Raw genomic sequence first — 12,746 nt, 5'->3', positions numbered from 1 at the left:
CGTCGTCGCATTGATCCCCACTCCCGCATCGCCAACAATCCGGTCACCTGACCGGAGACTCATAGATGGCGACGTCCAAGTCCAAGAAGCCTGCGAAGTCCAAGTCGAAGTACAAGGTCATCGGCACCCGTCCGATCCGTCACGACGGCGCCGACAAGGTCACCGGGCGAGCCCGGTATGGGGCAGATACGAAGCTTTCCGGGCAGTTGGCGGGCTACATCCTCCGCAGTCCGCATGCGCACGCCCGCATCAGGCATGTCGACATTTCGGCCGCCGTCGTCTCCCCCGGAGTGCACGCCGTCCTCATCGGTTCCGACCTCCCCGAGCAGGGCGACCGCATCGCCGAACTGGGAGAAGGGGCCGTCAACATGCGGCACCTGCGATCCAACGTCCTGGCGCAGGACAAGGTCCTCTACCGCGGCCACGCCGTGGCTGCTGTCGCTGCGGACAACATCCATCTCGCTGAGGACGCGGCGAAGAAGATCGTCATCGAGTATGAACTCCTTCCGCTCGTGCTCGATGCCCGATCGGCGATGAAGCCGGACGCCCCGATCCTCAACGACGACGTCCGCACTGTGGAATTCGGCGAAGTCGTCAGCGATTCGCCCACCAACGTCGCGAAGAAAGTCCTGTTCGAAACGGGTGACATTGCGGCCGGCTTCGCCTCGGCATCCGTCATCGTCGAACGCGAATTCAGCACGGCCACGGTCCACCAGGGCTACATCGAGCCGCACGCGTCTTCGGCCGTCTGGCATCGTGACGGACGTGTCACCGTCTGGACCTGCACCCAGGGCTCGTTCACCGTCCGTCAACAACTCGCGGAACTGCTCCACATTCCCGCGACGAACATCAAGGTGATTCCGACCGAGATCGGCGGCGGGTTCGGCGGAAAGATTTCCGTCTATGAGCAGCCGCTCGCGGTGCTGCTTTCGAAGAAGTCGGGCCGGCCCGTGAAGATGATTCTCAGCCGGACCGACACCTTTGAAGCGACGGGTCCGACACCGGGATCATTCATCCGCGTGAAACTCGGGGCCGATTCCAGCGGCAGGCTGGTCGCCGGCGAAGCGTGGCTCGCCTACGAAGCGGGCGCGTTCCCGGGCAGCCCCATCGGCCCCGGCTGCATGTGCATTTTCTCCTGTTACGACGTCCCGAACGCCCGCGTCGAGGGCTACGACGTCTGCGTCAACAAGCCTCGAACGAATGCCTACCGGGCGCCTGGGTCGACGAACGCTTCCTTCGCCGTCGAAAGCGTCATCGAAGACCTCTGCGACCAGCTCAACATCGATCCGCTCGCCTTCCGGCTGAAGAATGCGGCCCGCGAGGGAACCCGCCGCGTCGACGGAATTGTCTATCCGCGAATCGGACTCGTCGAATGCCTGGAGGCCGTCGGAACGAGCGACCATTGGGATGCCCCCATTGGGCCGAAGAGTGAGCTGAAACCGGCGACACCCTCGGCCAACGGCCACGCAGCGGTGCCAGTCTATCGGCCGTCGAATCTCAAGATCGGTCGTGGAATCGCAACCGGCTACTGGTTCAACGCGGGACTGAAGTCGTCGGCAACCGTCAACGTGAACTTCGACGGCAAGGTCACTCTCCTGGAAGGCTCGACCGACATCGGTGGCAGCCGGGCCGCGCTGGCGATGATCCTGGCCGAAACACTTGGAATCGCAGCCGAGGACGTGAATCCGTTCGTGGTCGACACGGACGGGGTGGGCTATACCGACGTCACTGGCGGCAGCCGCGTCACCCACACCACGGGCGCCGCGGTTCACATGGCCGGACTCAAGATCCGCGATCAGATGCGTGAACTCGCCGCCCAGATCTGGGGCTGCCCCGCATCGAAGGTGAAATTCAAGGCGGGCCAGTTCAACGGCCCCGAAGACAAATCGTTCACCTTCAAGGAACTCGCCGCGCGCGGGCTGCACCACGGCGAGCCAATCTCGGCCTCGGCCACCGTCAATATGGACACCTGCGGCGGCGCCTTCGGGGCACACATCTGCGACGTGGCCGTCGACCCGGACACTGGAAAGGTCGACATTCTCCGGTACACGGTTGTCCAGGACTGCGGCACGGCGATCCACCCTTCGTACGTTGAAGGACAGATGCAGGGTGGCGCGGCCCAGGGAATCGGCTGGGCCCTCAATGAGGAATATTTCTACGACGCGGCCGGCACGATGCGCAATTCGAGCTATCTCGACTACCGCATCCCGACCTGCCTCGACCTCCCGGAAATCGAAACGATCATCGTGGAGGTGCCGAACCCGATTCACCCCTACGGCGTCCGGGGTGTGGGAGAAGTGCCGATCTGCCCGCCTCCCGCGGCGATCGCGGCGGCAATTCACCAGGCCGTCGGAGCCCGGATGCACGACCTCCCAATGAATCCTCCGCGGGTCCTGGCGGCGATCCTCGCAAAGGAGAGCTGAAAGCGGGATCGAACCGAGCGACGACGCGCGAAGAGACGGTCCCCAAACGGGGACGCCATAGGGAGGCAGGGGGTGGTTCCTATAACCCGCAATGTTGCCTCATCCCTGCTTCCTTCAGGTCTCTGTGGTGAAGTTCCTACCCGTCTGCTTGCAGACACGTAAAATCACGGGTACAACCCGACTTCCCAGACTCGCCCGGGTGGTGGAATTGGCAGACACACCAGCTTGAGGGGCTGGCGCCTGTAATGGGTGTGCAGGTTCAAATCCTGTCCCGGGCACTTTTCAACGAGGGCATTCACGCTTGGTTCGTGAGTGCCCTCGTTTTTTTGGGTCGGTTGCTCCGGGCCGAGGTCTTCCGTCTCCAGCAGAATCCCTGCCTGGGCGTCTCCCGCACCCGAAAAAATCCCTCTTTCACGGCGTTGCCACACCGCGCGACCGCCGATACACTCCCCGTTTCCATTTTTCCGGCCGATTTGCGCCGGGAGATCGCGGGCGTGGCTCATCTCGAGCCCCGGGAAGATGTTTTCCGCCGTCCGCCCGTTCGCCTTCCGGCGAGCGATTCCACAGAGATGAGGATGTCGAGTCGTGTCGAAAACCTACATGGCCAACGCCCAGACCGTCGACCGGAAGTGGGTCGTCATTGACGCCGATGGGCAGATCGTCGGTCGCCTGGCCACGAAAATCGCGACCATTCTGATGGGCAAGCACAAGCCCACCTACACCCCTCACGTCGAGTGCGGCGACTCCGTCATCGTCGTGAACTGCGAACACGTCAAGTTCTCGGGCAAGCCGCTCGGAACCGAGGAGTTCCCCAACTTCTCCAGCAAAATGGCGAAGAAGGATTACGAGTACTACACCGGCTTCCCCAGCGGCCGCCGGCTGATCAAGGCCTCGACCTACCTGGAACGCCGTCCGGACCACATCCTCCGGGAAGCGGTCCGCCGCATGCTGCCGAAGAACAAGCTCGGCCCGCACATGCTGAACCGCCTGAAGATCTACAAGGGGCCCAGCCATCCGCATCAGGCCCAGATGCCGGTCGACTGTCCGGCCGAACTGCTGAAGTAATTCAGACCACACAAGCCCGCGGACTGGCGCCGCGGAATTCTCCCGGCGACGATGTCGCGGGGCTCAAGACGCGAATCACGACCTGAGAGAAGATTTGATATGGCCGACGACATCATGCCGGACGACGCAGACCTCGCTCTTCCGGAAACGACGGAAGACCTCGACGACGCGCCTGCGTCCGCCACGCAGAGCCTGAACATCGGCGGCGAGGCGGAGGCAACTCCCGTCGAACGCCCAGCTCCGGTCATCCGCGGCAAGATTGACAAGTTCGGCATCGCCATCGGAACCGGCCGTCGCAAGACCGCCGTCGCCCGCGTCCGTATCAAGGACGGCTCTGGCAAGATCCTGATCAACGGCCGGGAACTGAACGACTTCTTCCCGCTCGAGCGCGACCAGAACATGGTCAAGGCGCCCCTGATCGCCACCGAACAGGCCGACAAGGTCGACGTGTGGGTTCGCGTCGCCGGCGGCGGCCCGACCGGCCAGACCGGCGCCGCGGTGCTCGGCATCGCCCGCGCCCTCTCGGCCCGCAACAACGCTCTTCAGCCGAAGCTGTCCGAAGGTGGATACCTCACCCGCGACAGCCGCATGGTCGAGCGTAAGAAGTACGGCCACAAGAAAGCCCGCCGCAGCTTCCAGTTCTCGAAGCGTTGATCGCTCGAGGCTGCGTCTGCCGCAGAATGTTCCAGGCCCTTGCGAATCACTCGCGAGGGCCTTTTTCATTGGCGGGACTCGAATTGACACATTCGGGCAATCGCCTAACGATTCCAGTGCGCAACCGCCCGCCTCCTGGTGGGGCGGCACGATGGCGTCACTCACGGAATTCGAGTGTCACATGGCGCTCGTTGCCACGCCTGGCAATGAAGCATCAGGGAAAGTTGCCATGCGAAGCTGGACCGGTCTCCTGTTCCTTCTCGCGATTGCGATCGCCACGTCGGCGACGCGCGCCGACGAGCCCGTCCTCGATTCCATGACTCACCTGGCCATCGAACCCGATGGCGGACCGGCCGGCCTGGTCGTGCGCGGAGCCGATTCGCGCCTCCAGCTTCTGGTCACCGGCCGGGATTCCTCGGGGCGGGTGTTCGACCTGACGACGAAGGCCGAGTTCCGAAGTGATCCGGAGGGAATCGTCCATGTCGATCCGTCGGGCCTGTTGACCCCCGTCATGGATGGCGAAACGCGACTCACCACCCTCATCGGCGGGCTTTCAACCTCCGTCACCGTCACCGCAGCGGAGATCCGCGAGGCGGCCCTCGTCGACTTCAGGAATCAGGTCGTCCCAATCTTCACGAAGCTCGGCTGCAATGGCGGCGGCTGTCACGGAAAATCGAGCGGCCAGAACGGCTTTCGCCTCTCCCTGCTCGGTTTCTACCCGGAAGACGACTACGAGTTCCTCGCCCGCGAAGACCGCGGTCGCCGCGTTTTTCCCGCTGCGCCCGCTCGCAGCCTGCTCCTGCAGAAAGCGTCCGGGCAGACGCCCCACGGCGGCGGCAAGCGGATGGATGTCGACAGCCACGAGTATCGCGTTCTGGCGCGCTGGATCTCCCAGGGACTTCCTCCCAGCCGCGACGATGCGCCGGTCGTCACCAGGATTCGCTGCTATCCCTCCGAACGGGTGATGCATCGCAACTCGGCGCAGCAGGTGGCCGTCCTCGCCTCGTACAGCGACGGCCGCACGGAGGACGTCACGCGGATGGCGCTCTTCGAACCGAACGTTGCGGAACTCGCGACCGTGAACTCGACGGGGCTCGTCGCGACGAACGACCTGGCGGGCGAGGTCGCGATCATGGCCCGCTACCAGGGACAGGTCGCCACTTTCCGGGCCACGATTCCACTCGGTTCGGCCCCCGCGCAGCAGCTCCCGATCCGCAACTTCATTGATGAGGCGGTGGCCAGAAAACTGAATTCGCTGGGGGTCCCGGCTTCGCCGGTCTGCGACGACGCGACTTTCCTCCGGCGGGCATCGATCGACATCACGGGCGCCCTGCCGACCGACGAGCAGGTGCTCGCCTTTCTCAACGACCAGGATCCCGCCAAACGGGACAAACTCATCGACCGGCTGCTGGACAGCCCCGGCTACGCCGATTCGTTCGCCAACAAGTGGAACGCCATTCTGCGCAACCGTAAGAAGGTGGATCCCGACGCCGCCGGCACGCTCGCGTTTTACGACTGGATCTGGAACAGCCTCAATGACAACAAGCCGTTCGATCAGTTCTCACGCGAGATCCTGACCGCGTCCGGCGATATCGAAACATCTCCACCCGTGGTGTGGTACCGGGAAGTGCCTGAGGCCACGCAGGAAGTCGAAGACGTCGCGCAGCTGTTTCTCGGCATCCGGATTCAGTGCGCCAAGTGCCACCATCACCCCTTCGAACGCTGGAGCCAGGACGACTACTACGGCCTGGCTGCCTTCTTCAGCCGTGTCGGCAGGAAGAACCTGTCCGGAAACGCCAGCGTCGCGCCGCGCGACAAGCGGGTCTTCCACAACGCGGGGCTGGCGACCGCCGCCAATCCGCGCAGCGGCCGGGCGATCAAGCCGACGCCGTTGGGAGATCGCGAATACACGATCAGCGAAGACAGCGACCCGCGGCTGCGTCTGGCCGACTGGCTGACGTCGCCGCACAACCCGTTCTTCGCCCGCTCGCTGGTCAACCGCTACTGGAAGCACTTTTTCGACCGCGGCATCGTTGAACCGGAAGACGACATGCGGGAAACCAACCCGCCGTCCAACCCCGAACTGCTCGAGGCGCTCAGCCGGTCGTTCGTGGAAAGCGGTTTCGATCTCAAGCAGCTGGTCCGCACGATCTGCCAGTCGAACACCTACCAGCTGTCGTCGTTCCCCAATGAATTCAACGTGAAGGACAAACAGAACTTTTCCCGGTACTACCCCAAGCGACTCTCGGCCGAGGTTCTGTACGACGGACTGCATCAGGTGACCAACACCACGCAGGCGTTCAACGGACTTCCCGCCGGGACACGCGCGCTTGAATTGCCCGACCTGTCTGCGGCGACCTACTTCCTCAAGGTCTTCGGCCAGCCGATGGGCGAGACCGCCTGCGAGTGCGAACGGTCTCAGGCAGCCAATCTGGCCCAGAGCCTGCACCTTTTGAACAGCACGGAAGTGCACGAGAAGGTGTCTTCGCCGAACGGCCGCGCCGCGATCCTGGCGAAGGACGACTCTCGTCCCGTGGAGGACAAGGTCCGGGAGCTATATCGCTGGGTCTACGCCCGTGAGCCGGACCCCGAGGAAGTCGGCATCGCCCTGGCTCATCTCGAGAAACACCGCGAGGCGCCTCAGACGGCGTGGGAAGACATCGTCTGGGCGCTCCTGAACACGAAGGAGTTCCTTTTCAACCATTAGGCGGCAGCTTGCCGTCAAGGTACTGACGCACGCTGGCGGCCAATTGGAACAGCTCTGAAGGACACGGCGGATTCTTCAGCATCTGAAACAGATGTCCATTAGACCGCTTTCCCGTCCGGGTTGCGACAGCGATAGAGCACATGGCTTCGGAGCGGATGTCCGGGCGCCAGCCGGGGATGCTCGAAGTCCCCTGCCTCGTCCCGGGTCATCCCGATTTTTTCCATCACCCGCCGCGACCGCGTGTTGTGCGGCACCGTGAACGACACGATTTCGTGGAGACCAAGCGTGCGGAAGCCGAATTCCATCGCCGCACGGGCCCCTTCCGGCGCATAACCCTGTCCCCAGTATTGCGATCCCAGACGCCACCCGATTTCGACGCAGGGCGTGAAGTGCGTCTCGAACTGCGGGATTGAGAGTCCGATGAACCCCAGGCACTCGGCGACCCCCGGCGCCTCGACGCACCACAGCCCAAAACCATTCTTCTCAAAATGGGCTTCGATCCGGTCGACAAAGGCGTCGCTCTCTTCACGGGTCAGCACGCCCGGCAGGCATTCCACCACACGAAGATCGGCGTTGACTGCGGCGAAGTGTGGACGATCTGCTCGCCGCCACGGACGCAGCAGCAGTCTCTCGGTCGTAATTTCAGGAAGCTTGGACATTTCTCGGTCTGCCGTTCAGGCGCGAAAACAGGTCAGCCACACCATATAGGTGATAAACAACGTCACTCCGGTTCCCCCTTCGAGCCGTGAGACGCGGTGTCCGGTCAGGAAGATCGGCACAGCCCCGAAAGCAACCAGGGCCATCAGCGGGACGTCAAAGAGCATCAGGTCCCGTTCGACGGGAAGTCCGCCGGGAACGAGCAGACAGGTCAGTGCCAGGATCACCATGATGTTAAAAATGCTGCTGCCGAGGAGGTTGCCGATCGCCACGTCGCGATCATTCCGCAATGTCGAGATGAGCGTGGTGACCAGTTCCGGGGCGGACGTTCCCAGTGCCACGATCGTCAGCCCGATAATGGCTTCTGAGACGCCGAAGGCCCTTGCCAGAGCCGTGGCGCCATCTACCAGCCAGTTGGCGCCGATCACCGAAAGCGTGATGCCTCCCAGAAGCATTGCCACATTGAACGACAGGGCTTTCCGCGACCATTTCACCGCCTGCGGCCCGTACTCCTCCCGGTATTCCTTCTTCGTCGTCGCGCTCGCCGCCACCCTGGTGAAATAGTACAGGCCAATCATGTACGTGATGCCGCCCATCAGCATCACGAACCCGTCCGCACGCGACAGGTTTCCATCGAGACCGAGGCCCAGCATCAGCCCGGCAGACAGGACGATCATCGGGAGTTCAAGCCGGAACAGCTGCACGCGCAGCGACAGCGGCCGGATCACGGCGCTCAGACTGAGGATGAACAACAGGTTGAAAACGTTCGTTCCGGCAATGTTGCCGACGGCGAGTGCCCCGTTCCCATGGCGCGCGGCCGTAATTCCGATCGCCAGTTCCGGCGCGCTCGTCCCAATGGAGACAATCGTCAGTCCGATCACCATGGGAGAGACGCCGAGACGGGTGGCGACATGCGAGGCGCCACGGACAACCAGCTCCGCTCCGCCAACTAACGTCAGCATCCCGGCAGTAAACCAGAGAAATCCGCTCATCCGTCCGTGATCTCTCCACCGGTCCGGGGGCGCGTACGATCGGGACGCCACAGGGAGCAGCAAAACGCAAGTTTTGCGCAACGCCACCCGGCCGGCAATCGGTTCCTCGCCCGACATGATCTCGAATTCATCATGGCGGGACGGAAAATCGCTGACTTCGTCACACTTTGAAAATCGTCTCGACGTTGCCGCGGAGGACCTGTTTTCCCAGTTCGATCGCCTTCGTCTCAGACCATCCACGCCCGATCACGAAGTCTTCGGCCAGAACCTTCGCCAGCACCCGGCGATACATGCGGAACTTCGGCAGAGCAAACTCCAGCTTGTACATGTCGCTGTAGTAGCCGACCTGCTTGGACCGCGGGACGGCCTCCAGGCGGCTCCTGGTGTCGACTTCGATATAGGTCGGGATATTCGAATACCACCAGTGTCCGTTCGTCACCACATTCGGGAAGATCCAGGCGTAGCTGACAAGTTCGTTGTTGCTCGTGTTCCCCAGCACCGAGATCGGGAACGTGACCTTCGGAAATGCGTTGAACAGTTCTTTGTACTGAATCAGCGAGACCCGCATGTCGAACAGGTCCTGCCCCTGAAACACGCCGTCTTCATAAACCCGGCGGTTGACGCCGATCATCAGGTCGAAAGGAAGGGAATGCTCAGAGCAGAACTCGGCCAGCGTCCAGAACACGAACTGGCTGAGCGTGGCCGACTGATCGAGCGTCAACACTCCCCCGGAAGCCGCGCGCTCGACGACAGTCTGGGCGTCCGCGCTGCTGACCTTCATCGGGACAAAGCCCGGAGGAATCGAGATCGCGCAGGCACGGGCCCCCTGTTTCGTGAAGTGGGCGAACAGCTTGCCGATGGCGCTCCGCAGCAATTCGGCCGATGTCGCCTCGATGCCGGTCGCCTTCGCCAGGCGGGCTCGTGTCTCGGGCTTCGCGAAATGGAAGACCAGGTCATCCGTCCGCAGGCAGGGGATGTACTTCTTCGTATCGAAGCCTTCGAGAGGATCGTCGAAGTCGTTGGTCAGGAACACAGCCTCGAGCTTGCTGTGCGTCAGGACCTGCTGTTCCCAGTCGGCCAGCTGCATCTTGGCGAGGGCGCCGTCGTAAAGCTTTTCCCAGTTCTTCGTCGTGATCGCGTCGTCCTGAAACCCGAAAAACTCGCGGCAGATCTCCATCAGCCAGCTGACCTGGATCGTGTTCGAGAGATCGCCCAGCTTCTCGACCAGCCGGCCGACCTTCTCCTTCGGCGTGATCCCCTTGTCTTCGATGTAGGCCTTCGGCATCCCGGCCGAGTGGGCCAGTTCGGTGTAGTAGTGATAGCCCATGATGTCCGCGAGAGTCTTCGACGCGGGAGCATGCGGATTGATGTGCGTATGCGGGTCGATGAGGACCAGCGATTCAAGCTCATCAAACAGCCGGCGGGACAGGTCGGTCATGGAATCACTTCTCAGCAAGCGCGAAGAACAAGTTCGAGAACAGGGCCGCCGGCGGCGATGCGCCCGCAGATCGCGGATTCTAAGAGAATCGGAAAACCCAATGCGAGCAGGCGGGCCGCGCGATGCGACTGGAATCCGCCCGCCCTTTTCGATTCACCCGAAGGCGTCTCTACGGGTCGATTCGAGCAACAAGACCATTTCGACCCATTGCAGGCGTTCGGCGAACGCCGTGAGTTCCTCATCCCTGCGCCGGCGGGCCTGGCTCGCGAGATCAACGAAACGGAATGGCTCGAGCCGGCCACGTTCCACCAGCGACAATCCCTGCTCGCGAACCGCCGGGGAGAAACCATCCGCAAGCGCCGGGACGATCTGGCCGAGTTCGGTGAGCAACGGATGGTTGCCGACCTGGCGGAACCAGTACTTCGCGTTGCCGTCGTCGGGCTCGCGACGGTGGTTGATCGCGTGCCAATAGTCGCCGGCACGCTGCTTTCCACGACCTTCAATGGACTGGGAATGCTCATGACTGGCGGTCAGGTCGCCCGTCATCTGGAGAAGTCCCGCCTGCAGGGCGATGAGGTCAATCTTCGACTGAACCGGCCCGCCAGTCAGTGTGCCGCATTCATCAACCGCCGCCCGCAGCCAGGCCGGGCCAGGCCGGTCTGACGGAGCCAGCGATGGCAATGTCGGCGGAGTCGACAACGGCTCCGCCGCAGTCAGTTGCAGATTCCCCAAACGGGCCGCCGTGGCGACGTTCTCCCACAGGTCTCGCGAATCGCTCTCTCCGGCCGAGTGAACTCGCCCCCAGTCGATCGGATCCGCAGTAATCGCCGCCAGACCCGCCGGCAGCCGCAGCCACGGGTTCGGCAGCGTCGTCTCTTCGGCCCGCGGAGTAAAAACCAGAACTTCGCTCATCTGCGTCTCCGTTCAACCTTCCACGCCGGGAACAATCCCGCAACCATCTGCGGCACGATAGCACGCCCGTGCGTGCGAATCCCGATTCAGGACGACTCCTGAAATGGATCCCGTCGGCTCCGCCCGCGGGCCTTCCCCTGCTCGAGGCGCAGAACGACGACCACTGGACCGGCATGGATGCGCCTCCTCAACGCCGAACGTCGCTGGCCGGGTTCCGGACTGTCAGCCTGCTGACACTCGCCAGCCGAATCCTCGGATTCGCGCGCGACTCCGCCATGGCAGGCGTCTTCGGCCTGGGGGAGATTCTGGATGCGTTCACGCTCGCTTTTCGAATTCCGAATCTGGCCCGCAGCCTGTTTGGTGAAGGAGCCCTGACGACGGCCTTCCTGCCGGAGTTTGTGGCGACCGAATCGAAGTCCGGGCCTGATGCCGCGCGGCGGCTGGCGACGGCTGTCGCCTCGCGCCTGGCCCTGCTGCTGACCGGCCTCGTCATTGCGGCGGAATTCGTCCTGGCAGCGCTCCACCGGGCGGCGGATTCGGAATACCAGATTCGGCTGATCGAATTGCTGGCCTTGATGACGCCTTACCTGCTGCTGATCTGTCTCGCAGCACTGGCCGGAGCGATGCTTCAGGCTCAGCGGCGATTCATCTGGCCCGCGCTGGTTCCCGTGTTGCTGAACCTGTGGTGGCTCGCGGCGGTGGCCGCTACGGCGATGCTCGTCGTCGATCCCGAGCGGCGAATCCGGTGGATTGCCGCGTCGCTCCTGGTCGGGGGACTGCTGCAACTCCTGCTGCCGGCGGCCGTACTCCGGCGGAGCGGTTGGGGCATGTTGGCTGCGGATGATGATGCGCGTGCCCAGTCGCGGAGCGTCTTCCGGGCCATGCTTCCGACGATCGTCGCCGCATCGATCTCGCAGTTCAACACAGTCCTCGACTCGCTCCTGGCCTGGGCCTTCGCGTCACCCGCAGCGGCCCGATGGACGGGCGGGCAGCAGCTGGTCGAACCCGGAACGGCCGCGGCTCTCTACTTCGCCCAGCGACTGTACCAGTTCCCACTGGGGCTCATCGGCGTCGCGGTCGGGACGGTCCTCTATCCGACATTGGCCGCCCATGCGGCGAGCCGCGACTTCTCGAAATTGAAGGACGATCTCACGCACGGGCTTGCTGTGGCGCTCAGCGTCGCTCTTCCCGCCAGCGGAGGGCTGGTTGTCCTCGCCAGCCCTGTCACGACCGTCCTCTTTCAGCACGGGCGGTTTACGGCCGACGACGGATTGCTGACGGCCCGCATCATGGCGATCTACGGCTCGGTCGCGTGGGCGGCGATCGCGCTGTTCCTGATCCAGAGGGGGTTCTTCGCGGTCGGAGACCGGCAGACGCCGCTACGAACGGGACTCACGGCAGTGGCGTTCAACCTGGTGCTCACCCCGCTCGGCGCCTGGTTGGGAGGCGGACAGGGGCTCGCCGCAGCGACGGCGCTGACAACGCTGTTCCACCTGGTCATCTCGTTTCGCCTTCTCCAGCGACACCAGATCTCGATCGACTGGGGCCGACTTCGCGGCCGCGCTGCGCGGTCGCTCCTGGCGACGGCAGCCATGATGGCGATCTGTGCGATTCTCCTGCTGCTCATGCGTACGGCTTCACCGGCCCTGAGGCTGGGAGTCGCCCTGCCGGCCGGAATCGTGATTTACCTCGCAGTCGCGCGGGCCACGCGACTTTCCGAACCCTTCGAACTGCTCCGGCCGCGCCGCCCAGGCATGCAGTCGGTCGAGGGGACGGCGTAAAATCGACTCGCGGAAAGGAGGGAAACTCCTGCGGTCGGCGGCGGAATGAGGCTGGCAATGTGCATCGTGCCGCTTCGGCCTATTTCGGCACGTTGACGCGACTTGCGGCGTTGGTAC

At 63.4% G+C, this 12,746-nt stretch carries 9 protein-coding genes and 1 tRNA gene; 6 read left to right on the top strand and 4 right to left on the bottom strand.

Translation table 11 applies throughout. The annotated features are described in order from the left end of the window. The first annotated feature begins 65 nt into the window (after positions 1–65). The 5 genes from Pan44_RS13505 to Pan44_RS13485 all read left to right on the top strand — a co-directional run bounded on the left by Pan44_RS13505 (position 66) and on the right by Pan44_RS13485 (position 6,849). Positions 66–2,423 carry a xanthine dehydrogenase family protein molybdopterin-binding subunit gene (locus Pan44_RS13505; protein WP_145030567.1) on the top strand — a complete coding sequence of 786 codons (2,358 nt, stop codon included), beginning with the start codon at positions 66–68 and terminating at the stop codon, positions 2,421–2,423. A gap of 193 nt (positions 2,424–2,616) precedes the next feature. After that, positions 2,617–2,701 (top strand) — tRNA-Leu (locus tag Pan44_RS13500). Between the two features lie 322 nt (positions 2,702–3,023). Beyond that, on the top strand, positions 3,024–3,488 hold the full coding sequence (rplM, locus tag Pan44_RS13495; RefSeq protein ID WP_197454112.1) for a 50S ribosomal protein L13: 465 nt from the start codon (positions 3,024–3,026) through the stop codon (positions 3,486–3,488). 99 nt (positions 3,489–3,587) lie between these two features. Beyond that, positions 3,588–4,142, top strand: a complete 555-nt coding sequence (gene rpsI, locus Pan44_RS13490; RefSeq protein ID WP_231754319.1) for a 30S ribosomal protein S9 — start codon at positions 3,588–3,590, stop codon at positions 4,140–4,142. Positions 4,143–4,371: 229 nt separating this feature from the next. Then, on the top strand, positions 4,372–6,849 hold the full coding sequence (locus Pan44_RS13485) for a DUF1549 and DUF1553 domain-containing protein (RefSeq protein ID WP_145030565.1): 2,478 nt from the start codon (positions 4,372–4,374) through the stop codon (positions 6,847–6,849). A 98-nt stretch (positions 6,850–6,947) separates the two neighbouring features. Here Pan44_RS13485 and Pan44_RS13480 read toward each other — a convergent pair whose 3' ends face one another. The 4 genes from Pan44_RS13480 to Pan44_RS13465 all read right to left on the bottom strand — a co-directional run bounded on the left by Pan44_RS13480 (position 6,948) and on the right by Pan44_RS13465 (position 10,848). Continuing rightward, positions 6,948–7,508 (bottom strand): GNAT family N-acetyltransferase, encoded by a 561-nt coding sequence (locus Pan44_RS13480; RefSeq protein WP_145030564.1) that lies wholly within the window; start codon positions 7,506–7,508, stop codon positions 6,948–6,950. Positions 7,509–7,523: 15 nt separating this feature from the next. Then, complete coding sequence (locus Pan44_RS13475) at positions 7,524–8,498, bottom strand: calcium/sodium antiporter (protein WP_145030563.1); 975 nt, start codon at positions 8,496–8,498, stop codon at positions 7,524–7,526. A gap of 160 nt (positions 8,499–8,658) precedes the next feature. Then, positions 8,659–9,936 carry a glucuronate isomerase gene (locus tag Pan44_RS13470; protein ID WP_145030562.1) on the bottom strand — a complete coding sequence of 426 codons (1,278 nt, stop codon included), beginning with the start codon at positions 9,934–9,936 and terminating at the stop codon, positions 8,659–8,661. Positions 9,937–10,089: 153 nt separating this feature from the next. Next, positions 10,090–10,848, bottom strand: coding sequence for a hypothetical protein (locus tag Pan44_RS13465; protein ID WP_145030561.1), 759 nt, complete (start codon positions 10,846–10,848; stop codon positions 10,090–10,092). 68 nt (positions 10,849–10,916) lie between these two features. On the opposite strand from Pan44_RS13465, the gene murJ reads away from it, so the two are divergent. Beyond that, positions 10,917–12,629, top strand: a complete 1,713-nt coding sequence (gene murJ / locus Pan44_RS13460) for a murein biosynthesis integral membrane protein MurJ (RefSeq protein ID WP_145030560.1) — start codon at positions 10,917–10,919, stop codon at positions 12,627–12,629. Positions 12,630–12,746: the final 117 nt, after the last annotated feature.

Source organism: Caulifigura coniformis (genome assembly GCF_007745175.1).
Lineage (GTDB): Bacteria > Planctomycetota > Planctomycetia > Planctomycetales > Planctomycetaceae > Caulifigura > Caulifigura coniformis.
Note: the sequence above shows the minus strand (reverse complement) of the source record. Positions and strands in the feature narration are given on the sequence as shown.

Excerpts from the sequence above, each read along its gene's own strand:
- Pan44_RS13505 (WP_145030567.1), top strand. The coding sequence starts at position 66 with ATGGCGACGTCCAAGTCCAAGAAGCCTGCGAAGTCCAAGTCGAAGTAC.
- rplM (WP_197454112.1), top strand. The coding sequence starts at position 3,024 with ATGGCCAACGCCCAGACCGTCGACCGGAAGTGGGTCGTCATTGACGCC.
- rpsI (WP_231754319.1), top strand. The coding sequence starts at position 3,588 with ATGGCCGACGACATCATGCCGGACGACGCAGACCTCGCTCTTCCGGAA.
- Pan44_RS13485 (WP_145030565.1), top strand. The coding sequence starts at position 4,372 with ATGCGAAGCTGGACCGGTCTCCTGTTCCTTCTCGCGATTGCGATCGCC.
- Pan44_RS13480 (WP_145030564.1), bottom strand. The coding sequence starts at position 7,508 with ATGTCCAAGCTTCCTGAAATTACGACCGAGAGACTGCTGCTGCGTCCG.
- Pan44_RS13475 (WP_145030563.1), bottom strand. The coding sequence starts at position 8,498 with ATGAGCGGATTTCTCTGGTTTACTGCCGGGATGCTGACGTTAGTTGGC.
- Pan44_RS13470 (WP_145030562.1), bottom strand. The coding sequence starts at position 9,936 with ATGACCGACCTGTCCCGCCGGCTGTTTGATGAGCTTGAATCGCTGGTC.
- Pan44_RS13465 (WP_145030561.1), bottom strand. The coding sequence starts at position 10,848 with ATGAGCGAAGTTCTGGTTTTTACTCCGCGGGCCGAAGAGACGACGCTG.